Source organism: Halorubrum sp. T3 (genome assembly GCF_000296615.1).
GTDB classification, from domain to species: Archaea; Halobacteriota; Halobacteria; order Halobacteriales; family Haloferacaceae; genus Halorubrum; species Halorubrum ruber.
Genome location: NZ_JH815329.1, coordinates 117,006 through 137,249, shown reverse-complemented (window position 1 = coordinate 137,249; position 20,244 = coordinate 117,006). Strand labels below are relative to the sequence as shown.

Annotated in this window: 19 protein-coding genes; 15 read left to right on the top strand and 4 right to left on the bottom strand. The window is 73.4% G+C overall.

Translation table 11 applies throughout. The features are described from left to right. Nucleotides 1-443 precede the first annotated feature (443 nt). From B378_RS0102800 to trxA, 10 genes are read left to right on the top strand one after another with little or no spacing between them, the layout of a single operon-like run. Complete coding sequence (locus B378_RS0102800) at nt 444-1,553, top strand: nicotinate-nucleotide--dimethylbenzimidazole phosphoribosyltransferase (protein ID WP_017342311.1); 1,110 nt, start codon at nt 444-446, stop codon at nt 1,551-1,553. Further along, a complete protein-coding gene (locus tag B378_RS0102795; protein WP_017342310.1) occupies nt 1,550-2,878 on the top strand; it encodes a cobyrinic acid a,c-diamide synthase in 1,329 nt (442 codons plus the stop codon). Before B378_RS0102800 ends, B378_RS0102795 begins: the two co-directional genes overlap by 4 nt. Further along, entirely contained in the window at nt 2,875-3,894 is a 1,020-nt protein-coding gene (locus B378_RS0102790) for a CobD/CbiB family cobalamin biosynthesis protein (protein ID WP_017342309.1), read from the top strand. The genes B378_RS0102795 and B378_RS0102790 overlap by 4 nt, the downstream gene beginning before the upstream one ends. Continuing rightward, the gene (gene cobS, locus B378_RS0102785) at nt 3,885-4,712 is read left to right on the top strand and encodes an adenosylcobinamide-GDP ribazoletransferase (RefSeq protein ID WP_017342308.1); all 828 of its coding nucleotides are present in this window, start codon (nt 3,885-3,887) and stop codon (nt 4,710-4,712) included. Before B378_RS0102790 ends, cobS begins: the two co-directional genes overlap by 10 nt. Next, nucleotides 4,712-5,446 (top strand): GTP--adenosylcobinamide-phosphate guanylyltransferase, encoded by a 735-nt coding sequence (locus B378_RS0102780; RefSeq protein ID WP_026046157.1) that lies wholly within the window; start codon nt 4,712-4,714, stop codon nt 5,444-5,446. The genes cobS and B378_RS0102780 overlap by 1 nt, the downstream gene beginning before the upstream one ends. Continuing rightward, nucleotides 5,443-6,492, top strand: a complete 1,050-nt coding sequence (locus B378_RS0102775) for an aminotransferase class I/II-fold pyridoxal phosphate-dependent enzyme (protein ID WP_017342306.1) — start codon at nt 5,443-5,445, stop codon at nt 6,490-6,492. Before B378_RS0102780 ends, B378_RS0102775 begins: the two co-directional genes overlap by 4 nt. Further along, nucleotides 6,485-7,249, top strand: coding sequence for an adenosylcobinamide amidohydrolase (locus B378_RS0102770; protein WP_026046156.1), 765 nt, complete (start codon nt 6,485-6,487; stop codon nt 7,247-7,249). Before B378_RS0102775 ends, B378_RS0102770 begins: the two co-directional genes overlap by 8 nt. Continuing rightward, entirely contained in the window at nt 7,246-7,995 is a 750-nt protein-coding gene (locus B378_RS0102765; RefSeq protein WP_017342304.1) for a cob(I)yrinic acid a,c-diamide adenosyltransferase, read from the top strand. Before B378_RS0102770 ends, B378_RS0102765 begins: the two co-directional genes overlap by 4 nt. A gap of 19 nt (nt 7,996-8,014) precedes the next feature. After that, a complete protein-coding gene (locus tag B378_RS0102760; protein ID WP_017342303.1) occupies nt 8,015-9,610 on the top strand; it encodes a cobyric acid synthase in 1,596 nt (531 codons plus the stop codon). A gap of 56 nt (nt 9,611-9,666) precedes the next feature. Beyond that, entirely contained in the window at nt 9,667-10,155 is a 489-nt protein-coding gene (trxA, locus tag B378_RS0102755; protein ID WP_017342302.1) for a thioredoxin, read from the top strand. Between the two features lie 20 nt (nt 10,156-10,175). Here the strand turns inward: trxA and B378_RS0102750 are convergent, their stop codons facing one another. After that, nucleotides 10,176-10,865, bottom strand: coding sequence for a helix-turn-helix domain-containing protein (locus tag B378_RS0102750; RefSeq protein ID WP_017342301.1), 690 nt, complete (start codon nt 10,863-10,865; stop codon nt 10,176-10,178). A gap of 122 nt (nt 10,866-10,987) precedes the next feature. Here B378_RS0102750 and B378_RS0102745 point away from each other — a divergent pair, with 122 nt between their 5' ends. The 3 genes from B378_RS0102745 to B378_RS0102735 all read left to right on the top strand — a co-directional run bounded on the left by B378_RS0102745 (nt 10,988) and on the right by B378_RS0102735 (nt 16,041). Next, nucleotides 10,988-11,971, top strand: a complete 984-nt coding sequence (locus B378_RS0102745; protein WP_017342300.1) for a hypothetical protein — start codon at nt 10,988-10,990, stop codon at nt 11,969-11,971. A 99-nt stretch (nt 11,972-12,070) separates the two neighbouring features. Then, nucleotides 12,071-14,173, top strand: a complete 2,103-nt coding sequence (gene fdhF, locus B378_RS0102740; protein ID WP_017342299.1) for a formate dehydrogenase subunit alpha — start codon at nt 12,071-12,073, stop codon at nt 14,171-14,173. A gap of 116 nt (nt 14,174-14,289) precedes the next feature. Beyond that, nucleotides 14,290-16,041, top strand: coding sequence for a methyl-accepting chemotaxis protein (locus tag B378_RS0102735; protein WP_017342298.1), 1,752 nt, complete (start codon nt 14,290-14,292; stop codon nt 16,039-16,041). Between the two features lie 49 nt (nt 16,042-16,090). Here the strand turns inward: B378_RS0102735 and B378_RS16985 are convergent, their stop codons facing one another. Beyond that, nucleotides 16,091-16,261, bottom strand: a complete 171-nt coding sequence (locus tag B378_RS16985; RefSeq protein ID WP_017342297.1) for a hypothetical protein — start codon at nt 16,259-16,261, stop codon at nt 16,091-16,093. A 116-nt stretch (nt 16,262-16,377) separates the two neighbouring features. After that, nucleotides 16,378-16,683: a MazG-like family protein gene (locus tag B378_RS0102725; RefSeq protein ID WP_017342296.1), complete on the bottom strand. Its 306-nt coding sequence runs from the start codon at nt 16,681-16,683 to the stop codon at nt 16,378-16,380. A gap of 113 nt (nt 16,684-16,796) precedes the next feature. Between B378_RS0102725 and npdG the strand changes: the two genes are divergently transcribed. Together npdG and B378_RS0102715 are read left to right on the top strand one after the other, a co-directional pair. After that, nucleotides 16,797-17,465: an NADPH-dependent F420 reductase gene (gene npdG, locus B378_RS0102720; RefSeq protein ID WP_017342295.1), complete on the top strand. Its 669-nt coding sequence runs from the start codon at nt 16,797-16,799 to the stop codon at nt 17,463-17,465. A 638-nt stretch (nt 17,466-18,103) separates the two neighbouring features. Next, entirely contained in the window at nt 18,104-18,946 is an 843-nt protein-coding gene (locus B378_RS0102715; protein WP_017342294.1) for a polyprenyl synthetase family protein, read from the top strand. Between the two features lie 31 nt (nt 18,947-18,977). Here B378_RS0102715 and B378_RS0102710 read toward each other — a convergent pair whose 3' ends face one another. Next, the gene (locus tag B378_RS0102710) at nt 18,978-20,132 is read right to left on the bottom strand and encodes a multicopper oxidase domain-containing protein (RefSeq protein WP_017342293.1); all 1,155 of its coding nucleotides are present in this window, start codon (nt 20,130-20,132) and stop codon (nt 18,978-18,980) included. Nucleotides 20,133-20,244 lie beyond the last annotated feature (112 nt).

The following is a 20,244-nucleotide window of genomic DNA, read 5'->3' as shown; positions in this document are numbered from 1 at the left end:
CGCGTGGGGAACCGTAACAGGGGACGAGCGGACCGGCGCGTGTTCGGCGACCGCTGTCGGCAGTTCCGCGCCCGCTATCGCCGCGGTCGGACGCGCCGTCCGCCCACGCGCGCCTGACTTATCCGTCGAGGACCGCGACGGATCCGTGGGCGCGGGCGTTCGTATCCGCCGGAGTCCGGCCGAGCGCTCGTCCGCGCCGGGCCGCGCCGACCGCCGAGCGTTCCCCCGGGCGGTCGGCCCGCGACCCGAGAGAGACAGAGGCACACGCCGCGGCCCCGGACGGGGGCGAGAGGCGCGAGCCCTTACCCTCCGAACGAGCCGCGGTCCGCACGCTCCCGACCGGCGCGCGTCGATCGATTAAAGTTCACTTGTATCGATGAACCGCCAGTGGTACACACCGACGCCGCACCGGGAGGCCGCGGGCTCGACGGAGGGGGTTCCGGATGGGCGACGTGAGGCTCGTCGTCGTCGCCGGAACGACCGAGACGGCCGCCATCGACGGGATCAGCGCGGCGGGCGCCGACCCCGAGATCCGCGTCCACACGCCGAGCGCCGACCTCGAGATCGTCGAGGCGGGGCGCCCCGCGCCGGGTTCGCCCGTGCCGGTGAGCCCGGGCGGCTGCCCGACGCCCGCGGTCGTCACCCGGGCGGTCCGCGAACTGCTCGGCCCCGAGTCGCTCCCCGTCGAGTTTCTCGACGCCGGACTGGAAGCGCCGACCGCGGCGACGGTCCGCGACGCCGGCGCCGCCCCGGGCGGCGACGTCCGCGACCCGGAACCGGTCCCGGAGGCCGCGGCGGTCTTCGAGCGAGCCCGAGAGTTAGCCCCCGAACTGGCCGAATTCGGTGACGAGGTCGACCCCGGGAGCGACGGTGACAACGAATCCGCTGAACTCCTCGTCGCCGAGACGATCCCCGGCGGGACGACGACCGCGCTCGGCGCGTTGACCGCGCTCGGCGAGCGCGCCGCCGTCTCCTCGTCGCTGCCGGCGAACCCGATCGAGCGCAAGCGCCGCGTCGTCGCCGAGGGGCTGGACGCGAGCGGTATCGACCCGGGCGACGCGGCCGGCGACCCGATCGAGGCGGTCCGACTGGCGGGCGACCCCGTCCTCGCCGCCGTCGCCGGACTGATCGTCGGCTGCGCGGACACCGAAGTCGACGTCACCCTCGCGGGCGGCACCCAGCTCGCGGCCGCGACGGCCCTCGCCCGGCACGCAGGCGTCGACCGCCCGCTCCCGCTGGCGACCACGTCGCTCGTCGCCGACGACCCGACCGCCGACCTCCCCGCCCTCGCCGATGACCTCGACCTGACGCTGTCGGCCGCCGACCCCGGATTCGCCGAGGGCGACCACCCCGCGCTGGCGGCGTACGCCCGCGGCGAGGCGAAGGAAGGCGTCGGCATGGGCGGAGCGCTCGCGCTCGCGGAGCGTGCCGGCGTCGCCGACGCCGCCATCCGCGACCGGATCGCCGCCGTGACCGACCGCCTGCTCGCCGACCGCGCTGGAACCGAGGAGGAGGAGGAAGCCCCCGCCGCGAACGGAGGCGACGCGCGGTGAGGGGGCTCGTCCTCGGCGGAACGGCCTCCGGCGTCGGCAAGACGGTCGCGACGCTCGCGACGCTGCGCGCGTTCGAGAACGCGGGGCGGACCGCGCAGCCCGCGAAGGCGGGCCCGGACTTCATCGATCCCAGCCACCACGCCCGGGTCGCCGGGCGCCCGTCGCGGACGCTCGACCCGTGGCTTCAGGGGGAAGACGGGCTCCGACGCAACTACGCCCGCGGCGACGGCGACGTCTGCGTCGTCGAGGGGATGATGGGGTTATACGACGGCAGCGCCGCCAGCACGGCCGGGGTCGCCGCCGCGCTCGACCTCCCGGTCGTCCTCGTCGTCGACGCGAGCGCCGGGATGGAGAGCGTCGCGGCGACCGCGCTCGGCTTCGCGACGTACGCCGACCGGACGTCCCACGACGTCGACGTGGCCGGCGTGATCGCCCAGCGGGCGTACGGCGGCCGCCACGAGGACGGGATCCGCGAGGCGCTCCCCGACGAGCTCGCCTACTGCGGCCGGATCCCGCCCCGCGAGGACCTGGAGATCCCCGAACGTCACCTCGGGCTCCGAATGGGCGAGGAAGCCCCGCTCGACGACGCGACGCTCGACGCGGCCGCCGAGACGCTCCGGACCGACCGCCTGCTCGACCTCGCTCGGGAGCCGACGCCGGCCGCGGAGGCGACGACCGAGCCGTCCGCCGGGAACTCCCCGGAGAGCGGCGACCGCCCGCGGGTCGCGGTCGCCGACGACGAGGCCTTCCGGTTCGTCTACCCGGCGACCCGCGAGCGCCTCCGCGAGCGCGCGACCGTCGCCCCGTTCGCGCCCGCGGCCGGCGACGACCTCCCGCCCTGCGACGGCGTCTACCTCCCCGGCGGCTACCCGGAGCTCCACGCCGAGGCGCTGGCCGCGGGCCCCGCGCTCGGATCGATCGCGGACGCCGCCGCCGAGGGGACGCCCGTCCTCGGCGAGTGCGGCGGGCTGATGGCGCTCGCCGAGACGCTGACGACGGTCGACGGCGACACCCACGAGATGGCGGGCGTCCTCCCCGCGACCGTCGAGCGCCGCGAGCGGTACCAGGCGCTCGATCACGTCGAACTGCGCGCCCGGAGCGATACGCTCACGGCGAGCGCCGGCGAGCGGCTCCGCGGCCACGAGTTCCACTACTCCGCGGCCGACGTCGCCGCCGACGCGCGGTTCGCCTTCGACGTGGAGCGCGGGACCGGGATCGACGGCGACCGGGAGGGACTGACCGAGTACCGGACCCTCGGGACGTACTGCCACGTCCACGCCGAGAGCGGCGCGTTCGACACGTTCCTCGACGAGGTGGAACGGTGACGGGAGTCGGCTCCCTCTCGACCCCGGCCGTCACCCTGCTCGCTCCGCTTCTCATCGCCATCGGGCTGGACCTCGCGTTCGCGGAGCCGCCGCGGCGGATCCACCCGGTCGCGCTGTTCGGGAGCGTCGTCGCGCCCTTCGACCGAGAGTGGGGCCGTCCGGGGCTCGTCGGCGTCGCCGTCGCGGTCGCGCTTCCGCTCGCCGCGGCCGCGGTCTGCGGCGGGGGCGTCTGGCTCGCGGCCGCCCTCGGGCCGCGGGTGGGGGACGTGCCGGTCCTCGCCGTCGCCGTCGCGGCCGCCGTCCTCTTCTCGGCCGCGAGCCTGCGCATGCTGCTCGACGTGACGGGCGAGGTCGTCGCCGAGAGCGAGGCTGACCCGGACGCGGCCCGCGAGTCCGTCCGGGCGCTCGTCGGGCGCGACCCGGCCGACCTCTCGCCGGCCGACGTCCGGAGCGCCGCCGTCGAGAGCGCGGCCGAGAACCTCGCAGACGGGTTCGTCGCGCCGCTGCTCTGGTTCGCGATCGGGTCTGGGGCCGCTGTCGCACTCGCCGCGGTTTTCGGCGGGACCGCGGGAGCCGCGAGCGCGCTGGCCGCGGGCGTCGCGGCCGCGGGCTGGGCGAAGGGCGTGAACACGCTCGACTCGATGCTCGGCTACCGGTCGAAGCCCGTCGGCCGGGCGAGCGCCCGACTCGACGACGCGGTCATGTTCCTCCCGGCGCGGACCGCGGCGTGCTGTCTCGCCGTCGCGGCCCGGTCCCCCGGGAGTTTGCGGCGCGCGCGGCCGCTGGCCCGCGAGCCGGCCTCGCCGAACTCAGGGTGGCCGATGGCGACGGCCGCGGTCGCGCTCGGCGTCCGCTTGGAGAAGCCGGGGGCGTACGCCCTCGACGGCGGGGCGGCGCCGCCGACGCCCGCGGCCGCACGCGATGCCGTACGACTCGTCGGCGCGGCCGGCGGCGTCGCGCTCGCGGCCGCGGCGGGGTGGCTCCTCGCGCTCGCGGGGGTGATCGCGTGGTCCTGACGGTCGCCGCGCTCCGCGGCGCGCTCGGGTTCCTCTCTCGGATCCCCGTGGGCGGCGGCGAGGGCGACTGGGAGGCGTTCCGCCGGACGCCCGCGGCCATACCGGCGGTCGGGTACCCTATCGGCGGCCTCCTCGCGCTGCCCGTCGCCGCCGCGACACTGCTACCGGTCCGGGTGCCGTCGCTCACGGTCGGGGTCGCGTTCGCCGCGTGGCTCTACCTCGTCACGGGAATCACCCACCTCGACGGCGTCGCGGACCTCGGCGACGCGGCGGTCGTCCACGGCGACACCGACCGGCGGCGCGAGGTCATGAAGGACTCCGCGCTCGGCGTCGGCGGAACGGTCGCGCTCGCGCTGGTCGTCGTCGGACTCGTGACCGCCGCGACGGTGATCGCGGACGTCGCCCGCCTCTCGCTCGTCGACGCGGTCGTTCTCGTCGTCGCCGCCGAGGTGGGCGCGAAGGCCGCGACGGCGACGCTCGTCTGCGTCGGCGACGCGGCGCACGAAGGACTCGGGTCCGCGCTGACCGAGGCGTCGGGGCCGCGCGCGCTGGGCGGCGTCGCGCTCGCGGCGGCGCCCGTACTGCTGCTCGGGTGGCCGGCCGTCCGTCCCAACGCCGTCGACCCTATCGCCGTCCGGCCCGGATCCGTCGCCCCGATCGCGGTCGTGCTCACCGCCGCCGGCGTCGCCGCCGCGCTCGTGTTCGCGTGGGCGCGCTCGCGCCTCGGCGGCGTCAGCGGCGACGTGCTCGGCGCGACGAACGAGCTCGCCCGCGTCGTCGGGCTCCACGCGGGGGTGATCGCGTGGACGCTCTCGTGATGTGCGGCGGCCGCGGCACGCGACTCGGCGACGGCGAGAAGCCGCTCGCGCCGGTCGCCGGGCGGCCGATGATCGACCGCGCCCTCGACGCCCTCGCCGCGAGCCGCGTCGAGACCGCGTACACGGCCGTCTCGCCGCACACCCCGCGGACGCGCGAGCGGCTGGTCGCGCGGCGGGACGGCGGGGCGTCGAGTTCGGCGGAGGCGTCGCTCGAACTCGTCGTCGTCGACACGCCGGGCGACGGCTACGTCGCGGATCTTCAAGCGGCGCTGACCGAGGGACCGACGGCGCCGACGCTCACCCTCGCGGTCGACCTCCCGCTGCTCGACGGGACGGCGGTCGACGCCGTCCTCGACGCTCACGAGGCGACCGACGCCGACGCGCTGTCGGTCCGCGTGCCCGCGGCGCGCAAGCGGGAACTGGGCGCGAGCGCCGACGCCGCGACGCGGTACGACGAGGCGGAGGGCGGCGAGGCGGAGGGTGGCAACACGGCTGTCGACCGCGTCCCCGCGGGGGTCAACGTCGTCGGCGCGCTCGACGGCGCGGGCGACGAGGCCGTCCGCGCGACCCGCGACGCCCGCCTCGCGGTCAACGTCAACCGCCCAGAGGACCGCCGGCTGGCAGAGCGGATCCTCGCCGGCGACCGGGATGCGCCCGCGCTCCCGAGCGGCGGTGTCGACTGGCTCGACGCGGGCAACGTGGGCACGGGGTCGCCGGGAGGTGACCCCCCGTGAACCGCGAGCGCGCGGCGGCGCTCGGTCGCGAACCGCACGGGAGCAGCGACGACCCCGACCTGCTCGACTTCAGCGCGAACGCGAACCCCGAGGTCCCCGAGGGGGTCGAGCGCGTGTACCGGGCGGCGTTCGAGCGGGCGCGGACGTACCCGCCGGAGCCGCCGGCCGCGTTCCGGGCGGCCGCCGCCGACTACGTCGACTGCGACCCGGAGTCGGTCGTCCCGACGCCGGGCGGGCTGGCGGCGATCCGGGCCGCTGTCGCGCTTGCGGTCGACGACAGCGACACTGCCCTGCTCCCGGCACCGAGCTTCGGCGAGTACGCCCGCGAGGTCCGGCTTCATGGCGGCGAGCCGTCGTTCGTCGACGCCGACCGCGTCCTCGACGCGGACCCGAGCGGCCACGCGCTCGCGGTCGTCTGCACGCCGAACAACCCCACCGGGACCGGCTACGACCGCGACGCGCTGCTCGCGTTCGCGGCGCGCTGTCGGGCGGCCGGGACCGTCCTGCTCGTCGACGAGGCGTTCCTCGGGTTCACCGAGCGCGAGTCCCTGGCGGGGACCGACGGCGTCGTCGTCGCGCGAGCGCTCACCAAGCTGTTCGGGCTGCCCGGGATCCGGACCGGCTTCGCGGTCGCGACGGGCGACCTCGTCGCGGCGCTGCGGGGCGCCCGCCGGACGTGGAACTTGGGCGCCCCGGCGCTCGCGACCGGCGAGTACTGCCTCCGGCAGGACGGGTTCGTCCGCGAGACCCGCGAGCGCGTTCGGCGGGAGCGCGAACAGATGCGGGCCGCGCTCGCCGAGGGGTACGACGTAGCGCCTTCGGAGGCGCCGTTCCTCCTCCTCGACGTCGGTGACCGCGACGTCGACCGCGTCATCGAGCGGGCCCGCGACCGTGGCGTCGCCGTCCGCGACGCGCGGTCGTTCCGCGGCCTCGACTCGCACGTTCGGGTCGCGGTGCGCCGCCCGGCGGAGAACGGCCGCCTGCTCGCGGCGCTGGGGGTCGATGCCGGCGGAGACGGGAACGGAGGTGAAGGCGCCGATGTTTGAGGCGACCGTCAGCGAGGGCGTCCTCCGGCTCAGACGGCCGGGGACGCGCTGGCTCTCGACCGGCTGGGACGGGGGCCGGTCGCGGGCGGCGACCGCGTACAACGTGACCGTTCCGGAGGGGTTCGACCGGACCGACCTCGCGGCGTACCGAGAGGAACGGCTGGCGCGGGCGGGGTTCGGCGCCGAGGGGAACGTAGAGGACGATCCCGACGCCGCCCCGACGCTGTTCACGGGCGTCTCGATGGACCACGCCCGGGGAGCGCGGCTCGGCTCGGTCGTCGCGTACGCGACGGTCGGGCTTTCGAACCCCGCGATGCTGCCGGTGGAGCGCGAGGCCGCGTCGACCGCGGGGACGGCGGGCGCGACCGAGTTGCGCGAGGCGACGGGGCGTACCGAGACCCCGCCGGACCCCGGAACAGTCAACCTGATCGTCGGGACGACGCGGCGGCTCGCGCCCGGGGCCGCGGCGAACCTCGTCGCGGTCGCGGCCGAGGCGAAGGCGGCGACGCTGCTCGCGGCGGCGGGCGTCCCGGGAACGACGAGCGACGCCGTCGTCGTCGGCGACGACCCGGAGGGAGAGCCCGCCGAGTTCTCCGGCAGCGCCACGGCGGTCGGCGGGGCGGCCCGCGCCTGCGTCCGGGACGCGGTCCGCGCGAGCCTGCGGTCGCGGTACCCGGACGGCGACGTGCCCGGCCCGGTGGCCGACGCCGAACACGGCGTCGTCACCGACGAGCGGGCGGAGGTTTTCGACCCATGACGACGAACGACGACACCACCGACGGCGAGGTATCGAACGGCGAGAACGGAGAGCGCGACGAGGCCGATGAGACCGGGGCCGGCGACCGGAGCCGCACGCCGGGCGGCGGCGAGGCGCCCGAGCCGGAGCCGATCGAACCGGCCGCGCCCGAGGAGTTCGGGCTAGTCCAGGCCTGGTGGGGCGGCGGCAAGGGGAAGACCACGGCGGCGATGGGGATGGGGTTCCGCGCGGCGGGCCACGGCCACCGCGTCCACATGCTCCAGTTCATGAAGGGGGGCGCCGACAGCGTCGAGGGCGTCCGCGGCGAGTACAACGCGATCGCGGCCGTGCCGGGGTTCTCCTACGAGAACGCCGGCCACTACGGCTGGCACGGCCTGCTGGACGGCTCGGCCGACGACGAGCACGAGGCGAAGGCCGCGGCCGCCTTCGAGCGCGCGGAGGCGCTCGTCGCGGGCGCGGCCGAGGCGGACCTGACCGAACCGCTCCCGCTCGACGGCGAACCCGAGGAGGGCGTCCACATGCTGATACTCGACGAGCTGCTGTACGCGGCCGACCGCGGGCTCGTCGCGCCCGATGACGTCGTCGCGCTCGCCGAGTCGAAACCCGAGGACCTCGAACTCATCCTCACCGGGAGCCACGCCGAGCCCGAGTACCTCGACGGCGTCGCCGACCTGATCACGAACGTCCGCAAGGTCGCGCATCCGTTCGACGACGGGCAGCGCGCTCGCCGGGGGACGGAGTACTGACCGTGCGATCTGGGCCCGCATGACCGATGCCGACGCGACGGAGGCCCGGGAAGACCGAGCCGACACCGTCCTGATCGCGGGCACCGCGAGCCACGTCGGCAAGAGCACGCTGGCGGCCGGGCTCTGCCGACTGCTCGCGCGGCGGGGCGTCTCGGTCGCCCCGTACAAGGCGCAGAACATGAGCAACAACGCGCGCGTCGCGCTGACGTCCGACGGCGAGTGGGGCGAGATCGGCGTCTCTCAGCACGTCCAAGCTCGGGCGGCCGAGGTCCCGGCGACGACCGACACCAACCCCGTCCTGCTCAAGCCCCGGGGCGGCGGCGAGAGCCAGGTGATCGTCGACGGCGAGGCGGTCGCGAACGCCCCGGCGTCGGCGTACTACGACGAGCACTGGGACGACGCCCGCGCGGCCGCGGTCGCGGCCCACGAGCGTCTCGCGGCCGAACACGACGTGATCGTCGCGGAGGGGGCAGGGAGCATCGCGGAGATCAACCTCCACGACCGCGACCTCGCGAACGTCGAGTGCGCGCGGTTCGCGGACGCCCGGATACTAGTCGCGGTCGACATCGAGCGCGGCGGCGCGTTCGCGAGCCTCTACGGGACCCTCGAACTGCTCCCCGACGACCTCCGCGAGCGCGTCGCTGGCGCCGTGATCACGAAATTCCGGGGCGACCCGGAGCTCCTCGAACCCGGGATCGCGGAGATCGAGGAGCGAACGGGGGTACCGATCGTCGGCGTCGTCCCGCACGACGACCCGGGACTGCCGGCGGAGGACAGCCTCTCGCTGCCGGACGCGGAGCGGGCCGAGGACGGGAGCGACGGCGGTATTAGTGGCGAGGGCGGCGTCCTCGGCGACGACGACGGCGTCCCCGACGACGCGAGCGTCCGGATCGGGGTCCCGCGGCTCCCGCGGATCTCCAACTTCACCGACCTGGAGCCGCTGGCGCGCGAGCCGGGCGTCCGCGTCGTCTACCTGCCGCTCGACGCCGCGCTCGACGGCGTCGACGCGGTCGTCCTCCCGGGCTCGAAGAACACCGTCGACGACCTGCTCGCGCTCCGCGAGGCGGGATTCGACGCGGCGCTGCGCGCGTTCGACGGCCCCGTGGTCGGCGTCTGCGGCGGGTACCAGCTCCTCGGGGATCGGCTCGTCGACGCCGACGTCGAGGGCGTCGGCGACCGCGAGACGGTGCCTGGCGTCGGGCTCCTCCCCGTCGAGACCGAATTCTCGACCGACAAGCGCGTCGAGCGCGTGACGTGCGCCGTCGACGGCGTCGGTCCGATCGCGGGCGCCGAGGGGCGCGCGACCGGGTACGAGATCCACGCGGGGCGGACGCGGCTCCTCGATGACGCCGCGAGCGGCGACTTAGCGACAGCGCCCCTCGGCGCGGAGAGCGTCGCCACCGAGCGAGTCCTCGGCACGTACCTCCACGGGCTCTTCGAGACGGCGGCGGTGCGAGACGCCTTCGTCGAGACGGTCTTCGCGAGCGCGGGCCGGGGGCGCCCGGACGCGACGGTCGCCGACCGCTCCCCGTACGAGCGGGCGGCCGACCTCGTCGCGGAGAACGTGGACCTGGCCGCGGCGGGTCTCAACGACCTCGTCGGGTCGGCGGAGTGAGGTCAATCAGATCCGGAGGCGGAAAGTATATTGTTCCAAGTACCCAATACTGGTGTATGAGCGACGCAGCCGACGCGAACGATTCGGCGGGGAACGACGCGAAAACGGAGCGCGAGCGCATCCGCGAACGGAAGCGACGGGAACTGGAAGCGCGTCTCGACGACGGAGAGTCGCTCGACGGCGGCGCCGGAACCGAGACGGGCGACGGCAGCGGATCGGCGACTCCGAACGAGCCGATCCACGTGAACGGAACGGAGGAGCTCCAGCGGACGGTCGACGACCACGACGTCGTCCTCGTGGACTGTTACGCCGACTGGTGCGGCCCCTGTCAGATGATGGAGCCGACGATCGAGGCGCTCGCGGCCGAGACCGACGCCGCGATCGCCAAGGTCGACGTGGACGCCAATCAGGCGGTCGCCCAGCAGTTGGGGGCGCGCAGCATCCCGACGCTCGTCCTGTACGCGGACGGCGAGGCGGTCGACCGGTTCGTCGGCGCGCAGGACCGCGCGACGCTCGAATCCGCGATCGACGAACACGCCGCCTGAGACGGTGCGGAGCGGAGGGTTCAGTTCTTCGCGAGCGTCTCTTCGAGGAGCTTCCGCTGGGCCGTCGCGAGGTGCTCGGCGAACGTCGAGGGGGAGATGTCGAGCGCGTCGGCGACCGCGCTCGCGTTGGCGTCGCGGGGGCGCTCGAAGTAGCCCATGCGGTAGGCGGTCCGCAGCACCTCGCACTGGCGGTCGGTGAGCCGGCCGCGGTCGACGAGCGTCCGATCCGACACCTCGTCGCCGCGCGACGCGCCGTGGACGAGGTAGCGGACCTCGACGCGCTCCGCGGTCCCGTCGAGCGCCGAGACGATGTCGCGCAGCCGTTCGAGGTCGGGGAGGTGGAGCGTTAAGAGGAGGACCCCGTCCTCGGCCCGCGCGTCCGCGATCGGACAGTCGAGCTCCTCGATGATCCGGCAGGCGCACTCCCCGTCGCGCGGGCGGTCGTACCGGTACACCCGCTCGTCGCCGAGGTCGACGACCGACTCGGGGTCCGGAATGCCTTCCGCGGCGTCGACCACGTCCGGGTGGCGGACGCGGAACTCCTCGGTGTGCGTGTCACCCGCGTGCGTCCAGTTGACGCCCGTGATCGGGCCGTCGTGGGCTGTCGATGCGTCGACCAGCGGGCAGTTCCCCGTCCCGTGGATCGCGATCCCCGCCCGAACGCCGTCGGGCGTCACGTGGTTACCGGCCGACTTCCCGTCGGTTCCCATCGAACGCGGGTTGGTGCGACGGACACAAAGGCCTGATCCCCAACGAACGGGACGTTCGCCCCCGAGAAGGCCCGCAGTACTGAGGGTCGATCGGTATCGGTCCTCGGCTCGGAGTCGCGGCTGTGAACCGAGCGATTCACGCCGTCGGAGCGTTCGCCCTGGCCGGTGCCGGGGTCGGAATGAGCGTCGCGGCGGCCGCCGGCTTGGCGTTCGGGACGGTCGGCGCTCCGGATCCGCTGATCGGAACGGTCGTCCTCGCCATCGCCGCGGTGAGCCTCGGCTACACCGCTGCGAAGGAGACCCGATACGCGCTGCGGACGGACGGCTTCAGCGTCACGCGGACCGACGCGGGCAACGCGGCCGCCGTGGCCGCCGCGGCGCCGGTCACCTACGCGCTCTCCGTCGAGGTGGGCGTCGGGCCGGTCGTGGCGTCGGCGCTCGTCGGACTCTGTGCGTTCCTCCTCTCGGAGACGTACGGCGCACCCGCGTACTGCGGCTCGTTCGTCGGGATGGTTACACCGGCGGCCGGCGCCGACATCGGACCGGTCGTCGCCGCGGGCCTCGCGGCCGCCGTCGCGTTCGTGGCCGCCAAGCGCGCGTTCAACGGGTTCGGCGGCAAGCTCGGGACGACGGCGTTCGTCGGCTGCCTGTCGGTGGCGGCGTTCGGCGGGCTGGCCCCCGGGACGGGGACGACCCCGGAGCCACGCGTCGCGGCGGGACTCGTCGTCGCGGCGGCCCTCGCTGCCGTCGCCACGTTCCTCGTGAGCGTCCGGCTCGACCACGGTCCGGTCGTCGGATCCGCGGTCATCGGGCTCGCGGCCGGAGTCGTCTGCCCGCCGCTGTTCGCCGCGGGCGACGCGGTCGCGGCGGTCGCCTTCTGCGCGTCGTTCGCCGGGATGGCGACGCCGGAGCGGATCCCGGGGACCGGGCCGATGCTACTGGCCGGCGGAGTCGCCGGCGTCGGGTTCGTCGGCGCGGCGCCGTACTTCGTCGGCTTCGGCGGGAAGCTCGGCACCATCGCGTTCACCGCCTGCCTCGTGACCTCGGGAGTCCTGTCGCTCGGCAGCCGCGTGGCGCCGGTCGGCGGCGACACCGTGACGGGGTGATCGTCGCCGGGCGGGGCGCCACGGCGAGCGCGCGGCGTCTTAAAACACCACGCAACTCCGGTGGCACCGGGAGGGTCGTGGAGTCCCTATCGACGATCGATGACCGACCCGACTGAGACCGACGAGCGGCGCTTCGAGTCGAACCCCACCGTCTGCCCGTTCTGCGGCGTCGGCTGTTCGATCGAGTACGCCGGGCGGGGAAGCGCGACCGGCGTCGAGGGACCGGTGAACGAGCGCGGCGAGATCTGCCCGAAGGGGGCGGCCGCGTTCGACGTGGTCGACAGCGACGACCGCCTGACGGAGCCGTTGGTCCGGCACGAGGGGCGGTTCGTCACGGCGCCGTGGGCGGAGGCGCTCGACCGCGCGGTCGACGGGATCGGGCGCGTGGTCGACGAGCACGGCCCGGACGCCGTCCAGTTCTTCGCGTCGTCGAACTGTACGAACGAGGAGAACTACGTCCTCCAGAAGCTCGCGCGGGTCCTCGGGACGAACAACGTGGACAACTGCGCGCGGCTCTGCCACGCCTCGACGGTCGCCGCGATGAGCGAGCGGCTCGGCGCGGGCGCGATGACGAACAGCTTAGACGACCTGAGCGAGGCCGACTGTCTCTTCGTCAACGGCGCCAACCCGGCCGAGCAACACCCCGTCGCGTTCCGGTCGTACCTCCTGCCGGCGGTCCGCGACGGCGCGACGCTGGTCCACGTCGACCCGCGCGCGAACGACACGACCGAGGTGGCCGACGTCCACCTCCCGCTGCGGCCCGGCACCGACATCGAGGTGGCGAACGCGATCGCCGCGGTCCTCGTGGAGGAAGATCTCGTCGACGAGGAGTTCCTCGCGGAGCGGACGACCGGGTTCGACCGGCTGCGCGAGCACCTCGCCGAGGTCGACGTCGCCGCGAACGCCGAGGCGGCCGGGGTCGACCCGGAGGCGATCCGCGAGGCCGCGCGGGCGTACGGCGAGGCCGACCGCGCCGCGATCGTGACGGGGATGGGGACGAGCCAGCACCGCTGCGGCACCGACAACGTCCACGCCCTGCTCAACCTCGCGCTGCTGACCGGCAACGTCGGTCGCCCGGGGACCGGCGTGAACCCCCTCCGCGGACAGAACAACGTTCAGGGCGCGAGCGACGCCGGCGGGCTCCCGGGCGTGCTCCCCGGCTACGAGCCCGTGACCGACCCGGACGCCAGAGAGCGCGTCGCCGCGGAATGGGGGGTCGAGCCGCCGGCGGAGCCCGGGTTGACCGAGGTAGAGGCGACGCACCGCTTCGGCGACGACGTGCGCGCGGCGGTCGTCTTCGGGGAGAACCCGGCGGTCACCGAGCCGAACGCGACCGTGGTCGCGTCGGCGTTCAACGACCTTGACTTCTGCGTCGTCATCGATCTGTTCGAGACGCGGACGGCGGCGCACGCGGACGTGGTCCTCCCCGGGAGCGCGTGGGCCGAGAAGTCGGGCACGGTGACGAACACCGATCGGCGCGTGATGCGGATGCGGCCGAACGCCGACCTGCCGGGGAACGCCCGGCGCGACTTCGAGATCCTGACCGAGCTCGGTCAGCGGCTGACCGACCGTCCCGACGCGTTCGACTACGACGGCCCCGAGGACGCGTTCGACGAGCTGACCCGCGTCGCGCCGATCTACGAGGGGATGAGCTACGAGGGGATCGGCGACGGCTACCAGCGGTGGCCGTTCTCGGCCGCGGAGGGACGCGGCACCGACGTGTTACACGCCGAGACGTTCGCGACCGGCGACCGGACCGCCCCGCTCGCGGTCGTCGACCCCGTCCCGCCCGCGGACGATCTCGACGCCGACGAACTGGTCCTCACCACCGGGCGCGTGCTCCAGCACTTCAACAGCGGCGCGCTCAGCCGGCGCTCGGAGCGGCTCACCGCGATGCGGGGCGAGGACGTCCTCCAGATCCACCCGAGCGATGCGGCCGAGCGCGGCATCGAAGACGGCGACCGGGTGACCGTCTCGAACGAGCGCGGGACGGTCGAGGTCGCGGCCGACGTGACGCCGGCGGTGCGCGAGGGGGTGGCGTTCTGTACGTTCCACTACCCGGAGCCGCTCGCGAACGCGCTGACGGGCGACGCGCTCGACCCGGAGGCGAAGATCCCCGAGTTCAAACACTCGGCGGTCGCCGTCGAGCCGGCCGCCACCGCCGGGGCGGCCGGCGGGAGCGAGGCGGCCGGCGACGACTGAACCGCTGCCGACGCCGCGCGGCCGCTCGTCGGATCCGCCCACCGTCACGCGGTTCCGCTATCACTCGTGAGACGCGGGAGTTGCCGTTTATATAACCCAAGCGGAGAGCCTCCAGCATGCCAACATCGGGAGAGTACGGCCGCGATGATTTCGGGCGGGGCGGTTTGAACGACCGACTCGACGTTTCCGAGCTGGTCGACGAGATCGGGCTCGACGCCGACGAGATTGCGTGGCGGAAGGAGTTCGTCGGCTTCGACGAGGAGGACGAGCGGCGGCTGAGTCGGTACGAGGACGCGTTCGCGGAGAACGCGGACCAGATCGCGGACGACTTCTACGAGAACCTCACCGGCCACCAGCAGACGGTCGACGTGATCGGCCGGTCGGAGAAGGGGCTCGAACAGCTCAAGCGGACGCAGTCGGCGTACCTGGTGACCCTCGCGGAGGGTGACTACGGGGAGGAGTACTTCGAGGACCGGGCGCGGATCGGCAAGATCCACGACATGCTGGAGATGCCGATGAAACACTACCTCGGGCAGTACGGCGTGTACTACGATCTCATCCTCCCGCTCATCGGCGACCGCCTCACCGACTCGCTCACGGACCGGCTGGCTCCCGACGGCGTCGACGAGGAACTCGACGACGCGACCGCGGCGGCGGTCGAGGAGGAGGTCGACGACGCGATCGAGGACCTGCTCTCCGTCCTCCGGATCGTCAACCTCGACATGCAGGTCGTCACGGACACGTACATCCACTCGTACAGCGAGAAGCTCACGGAGGCGGTCGAGGAGAACGAGCGGCTGATGGCGGAGGTGGAAGACGAGGTCGAAGGGCCGATCGGCGACCTGCGCGAGTCGGCGGACGACGTCGCCGACAGCGCCGCCGCGGTCGGCGACGCGGCCGAGGACCAGTCGGACCGAGTCGCCGAGATCTCCTCCGAGGTGGCGAACCTCTCGGCGACGGTCGAGGAGGTGGCGTCGACCGCCGACGAGGTCGAACGCACGAGCAGCCGGGCGGAGACGCTCGCGGAGGACGGCCGGGACGCGGCCGACGACGCCGCGGCCGCCATGGAGGACATCGGCGACGCCGTCGACGAGGTGGCGGAGGACGTCGAGGCGCTCCAAGAGCGCGTCGAGGAGATAGACGAGTTCGTCGACGCGATCAACGGGATCGCCGACCAGACGAACCTGCTCGCCCTGAACGCCTCGATCGAGGCGGCGCGGGCCGGCGAGGCCGGCGCCGGGTTCGGCGTCGTCGCCGACGAGATCAAGTCGCTCGCGGAGGAGTCACAGGAACACGCGAGCGACATCGAGTCGATGGTCGACGGGATCCGCACCGACACCGAGGAGACGGTCGAGAGCCTCTCGGAGACGACGGTGCGGGTCGACGAGGGGAGCGAGCGCGTCGCCGACGCGACGGAGAGCCTCACGGCCATCGCCGAGGCGGTGACGGAGACGGCGGACGGGATCGACGAGGTCTCGGACGTGACCGACGAGCAGGCCGCCGCCGCCGAGGAGATCGCCGCGACGATCGACGGGGTGGTCGAGCAGTCCAACCGGATCAGCGAAGAGATGCAGGAGTTAGCGGCCGAAAGCGAGCGCCAGTCGGCGGCGGTCGAGGAGGTGGAACGGACCGTGCGCCGGTTGGCCCTTGACGGCGGGACCGACGGCGGTGTCGGCAGGGCGTCTCTGACGGACGGCGGAACGCGGGTGAAGCGGGCGGACGCGGAGGCGCCTACGGAGGCGGAGAAAGGTCGGTCGCTGCCGGCCGGGATTCCCGAAGGAACGCCCCGGTTCGTGATCGACCGCCTCTCTGACGCGGAACTGCGTGCGATCGCCGACGGAGAGCTAGAGATGGACGATCTGCGGTGAGTCGACGGGGCTGACCGCTCGACCCGCAGTCGGGGGACGCGGACAGAGATCAGGGCGCGAAGTACGCGTCCGGTCCCCGAACCTCGGGGAGTTCGCGGAGCGCCCGGACGCCGCACCGGCCGCAGACGGTCGGCTCGTCGGGGTCGGCGGGCAGCGCGAACACCGTCTCGCAGGCGTCGCAGACGACGTAGCGGAGTGCGAGCGACGGAGTCTCGGCCATGGGTCGGGTAGGTGGCCGACGCACTTGAACCGACGCCTCGGGGCGTCGCCGCTACATCGAGCCGGCGTCGTCGGCCGGGTCGCTATTGCCCGGAACCGGCGTCGCCGGCCGGGTCGCTACTGCCCCGAGCCGGCGTCGCCGGTCGACTCGATCCGCGCCTCGTACTTCGCCAGCGACTCGGAGAGCGCCGCGTCGGCGTCGACGTCGGCCGCCTCGGCGAGGGCGAGCAGCGCGAACAGCGCGTCGCCGATCTCGTCGGTCGCGATCGCGGCGGCCTCCGGATTCCGGCCGTAGTCGGTCGAGGTCGCCACTTCCTTCGCGACCTCGCCGACCTCGCTCTCCAAGTCGAGGACGCGGTAGGCGAGGTCGGTCTCTAACCCGTGCTCGGCGACGAACGCGGCCACGCGGTCCTGCTCGTCCATGGGCGTCGCCTCCGCACGTTCCGTCAAAAGTGCCCCGCTCTACGGTCGCCTTCGACCGTGGCGAGGACGGCCGGTCACGCAACCCCTAAGACGCGAGCGACCCCACGGATCGTATGAAAATCGCCATCTTGGGCGGCACCGGCGACATCGGCGAGGGGCTCGCGCTGCGGCTGGCGGCGGACACACCCCACCGGGTCGCGATCGGGTCGCGGGAGGCCGAGAAGGCCGAGAACAAGGCGGAGGAGTACACGACCGAGCTGGAGAGCCGCGGGCTCGACGCGACCGTCGCGGGCGGCGAGAACGCCGCGGTCGCGGCCGACGCGCGGATCGTCGTCCTCGCGGTCCCGCCGTACCACGTCGGCGACACCGTCGAGGCGGTGGCGGGGTCGCTGGAGGACGGCGACGTGCTGGTCTCGCCGGCGACGGGGATGAAACGCGACGACGAGGGGTTCCACTACCACAAGCCGGGCGCGGGATCGGTGACGGCGATCGTCGCGGACGCGGCGCCCGAGGGCGTCGACGTCGTCGGGGCGTTCCACAACCTCGCGGCCGCGCGGCTCGCGAACCTCGACGCCGACCTCGGGGTCGACACGCTCGTCATCGGCGACGACGGGGACGCGAAGCGGACGGTCGCGGACGTCGCCGAGGGGATCGAGGGGCTGCGCGCACTCGACGCCGGCGGGATCGCCAACGCACCCGAAATCGAGGGATTGACCCCGCTTTTGATCAACGTCGCCTCGAACAACGAGAAGCTCCACGACCTCGGCGTGCGGTTCCAATAAACGGACAGGCGCGAAGCCGACCGACCCGCGCACTATTTATAAGTAATCGGGCGACCGGTCGGCGTCGTTTATCACTCGAACCGAGCGGCGGCGACGGTCGCCGGTCCGGTTGTTGGTCGCTTATAAATAACTGACCGCGGATCCGCGGCGGACACCGCCAAATTTCCAGCTGCTCGCTTATAAATAACCGATAGTAGCTCGGGAGGGGGGGACTCCACCGAAGCCCCAGCCGCGAGGCTGTACGTATTCGCTTATAAATCGCAGAGCGACACGACCACCACCGAAGCCCCAGCCGCGAGGCGGGCGCACGCTCGCTGCGCTCCTCGTCACTCGCTTCGCTCGTTCCTGCGGTGCTTACTTCACCTGCGCCCGCCTCGCGGCTGCCCCTTCGAGTCCCGCCCCCGCACCGCACAGCCCCGCACCTCACGCCTCCCCAGCCTCGTCGCTGGCGCCCTCCGCTTCGCTCCGGGAGCCAGCGACTCCCTCGCGCGTGCTCCTCGCGGCCGCCGAAGGCGGCCGCTCGCAGGCACGCGCCACCGCAGTGAGCGGGGGCGAGCGAACGCCGTCGCGGTCGCCCGAATCGGCGTTCGGCGGGCGTTCCGTTAGGCCTTTGCGCGGCCGGTCCCTCCGGACGGTAGATGGAGTACTTGCAGCGTCGGGTCGGGCTGGTCGAAGACCGGATCGAGTCGGTCATCGACGACGTCGAGCCCGACGAGCTGTCCGACGAGGTCGGCCACGTCGTCCTCGCGGGCGGCAAGCGGGTCCGGCCCGCGGTGACCGTCCTCGCCTGCGAGGCGTTCGACGGAGATCCCGAGCAGGCCGTCGACTTCGCGGCCGGCATCGAGTTCGTCCACAACGCCTCGCTCGTGATCGACGACATCATCGACCGCTCGGAGGTCCGCCGCGGCACCGCCGCCGCGTGGGCGGAGTTCGGCTACGGCCCGGCGATCATCGCCAGCGACGGCCTGCTCGGCGAGGCGTTCGCGCTGTTCTCCGCCGAGCCGCGCGCGATGCGCACCGTTGCCGAGGCGATGGTCGAGCTCGGCGAGGGCGAGGCGACTGAGCTCGCGGCGCGACCGACGAACGAGGCGGAGTACATGGAGTTAGCGCGCCGGAAGACGGGCGCGCTGTTCCGCGCCGCGGCCGAGCTGGGCGCGGTCGCGGGCGGCGCGGAGCCGCACGCAATCGACTCGTTCGGCGAATACGCCGAGCGCGTCGGCGTCGCCTTCCAGATGCGCGACGACGTGTTAGACGCCACCGCCGACGCCGACGACCTCGGCAAGCCGACCGGGCAGGACGCCGAGATGGACCGCCCCTCGGTCCTCCAGGTCACGTCGCTGTCGCCCGAGGAGATCAACGAGCGCGCCCGGGCGGAGTCGGAGCGCGCGCTCGCCGCCCTCGACGACGCCGACCCCCCGGAGACCGAGGCGATCGAGTACCTCCGCGACCTCGCGGAGTTCGTCGTCGTCCGCGAGCGGTAAGGGGAGAAGCCGGAAACCGTTTTTCAGCGTTTCAGAGTTCGTATCCCGCCTTCTCCATGAGGTCCGCGAACACGTCGGTCCCCATCGCCTGTTCGTAAACGACAGCGGTGAGCATGCCGCCGGGGTAGGAGCCGCCGTTCCGGACGTGGTCGACCTTGTGGCAGTGGATCGGGTAGATGCCGGGGTCGGCGTCCGCCTCGAACTCGACGGTGTGCCGCTCCGCGGGCGCGACGTTCACCACGTCCTCCGGTAATTGCAATACCTCGGGGTACTCGGCGCCGTCCTTCTCGACGGTGCGGAACCGGTGGTTGTGCGTGTGTATCGGGTGCGACATGAACCCAGCGTTGACTAAGTGGAGCCGCACCGTGTCGCCCTCGCTGACGACGACCGGCGAGCCGTGGTCGGGGTTGAACGTGTACGGCGCGACGCGCCCGTTGATCGTGAACGCGTCCGGCCGCCGGTTCTGGAGGTCGTACGTCGCGTCCTCGCCGCCGTACGACCGAGAGAGCCGCGTGTCCCAGTCTTTCAGCGTCATGAACTGCTCGACATCGGCCGACTCGTACCCCTCGGGGTCGATGCGGAGGATCCCGTACATCCCCATGTCCATGTGCATCGGGGTATTGAAGTGACAGTGGTAGAGGTGGGTGCCGGGCACGTCCGCGCCGATCTCGTAGGTGTGTTTCTCGCCGGGCATCACGGTGATTCCCGTCGTCGACGGGACGCCGTCGTCCTTCCACGACTTCGAGACGCCGTGGAAGTGGAGCGTGTGGGGCATCTCCGCGTCGGTGTTGTCGAGCGTGATCGAGAGGTCGTCGCCCTCCGTGGCCCGGAGTACCGGTCCGGGCACGCTCGGCGTGCCGTCGTCGGCCTGAAACGCCCACGTCACCGGCATCTCGACCGGCCCGCCGAGCGAGCTGCCGGGGTGGGCCGCGTGGCGGGCGTGGACCGAACGCAGCGTCACCTCGCGGCCGCGCTCGTCGAGGTCGACGACCTCCGGCGACCCCGTCTCGGGGAGCGCGGGCCCCTCGTCGTCGGTCTGGGCCGCGTCCGCGCCGTCGCCGGTCGCGGCGGTGTTGACCGTCTGGCTCATACAGCCCGCCAGCCCGGCGACGCCCGAGAGGCCCGCAGCCTGGAGGATCGTTCGCCGCGCGAAGCCGCCGTCGGAACCGGAGTCGCTGTGCGTCATGTCTCAAGCGATGTGACGGGGACGAATAACCGGGGCGCGGCTTCCCACCGCGAGGTACGACTGACGAACCGGTTCGGGCCGTAGTATATAAAAGAATCAGCGGTCGCGGGGA

Bases quoted from the DNA above. Each gene is read 5' to 3' on its own strand.
- B378_RS0102800 (WP_017342311.1), top strand. From the start codon at position 444: ATGGGCGACGTGAGGCTCGTCGTCGTCGCCGGAACGACCGAGACGGCC.
- B378_RS0102780 (WP_026046157.1), top strand. From the start codon at position 4,712: ATGTGCGGCGGCCGCGGCACGCGACTCGGCGACGGCGAGAAGCCGCTC.
- B378_RS0102770 (WP_026046156.1), top strand. From the start codon at position 6,485: ATGTTTGAGGCGACCGTCAGCGAGGGCGTCCTCCGGCTCAGACGGCCG.
- B378_RS0102765 (WP_017342304.1), top strand. From the start codon at position 7,246: ATGACGACGAACGACGACACCACCGACGGCGAGGTATCGAACGGCGAG.
- B378_RS0102760 (WP_017342303.1), top strand. From the start codon at position 8,015: ATGACCGATGCCGACGCGACGGAGGCCCGGGAAGACCGAGCCGACACC.
- trxA (WP_017342302.1), top strand. From the start codon at position 9,667: ATGAGCGACGCAGCCGACGCGAACGATTCGGCGGGGAACGACGCGAAA.
- B378_RS0102750 (WP_017342301.1), bottom strand. From the start codon at position 10,865: ATGGGAACCGACGGGAAGTCGGCCGGTAACCACGTGACGCCCGACGGC.
- fdhF (WP_017342299.1), top strand. From the start codon at position 12,071: ATGACCGACCCGACTGAGACCGACGAGCGGCGCTTCGAGTCGAACCCC.
- B378_RS0102735 (WP_017342298.1), top strand. From the start codon at position 14,290: ATGCCAACATCGGGAGAGTACGGCCGCGATGATTTCGGGCGGGGCGGT.
- B378_RS16985 (WP_017342297.1), bottom strand. From the start codon at position 16,261: ATGGCCGAGACTCCGTCGCTCGCACTCCGCTACGTCGTCTGCGACGCC.
- B378_RS0102725 (WP_017342296.1), bottom strand. From the start codon at position 16,683: ATGGACGAGCAGGACCGCGTGGCCGCGTTCGTCGCCGAGCACGGGTTA.
- npdG (WP_017342295.1), top strand. From the start codon at position 16,797: ATGAAAATCGCCATCTTGGGCGGCACCGGCGACATCGGCGAGGGGCTC.
- B378_RS0102715 (WP_017342294.1), top strand. From the start codon at position 18,104: ATGGAGTACTTGCAGCGTCGGGTCGGGCTGGTCGAAGACCGGATCGAG.
- B378_RS0102710 (WP_017342293.1), bottom strand. From the start codon at position 20,132: ATGACGCACAGCGACTCCGGTTCCGACGGCGGCTTCGCGCGGCGAACG.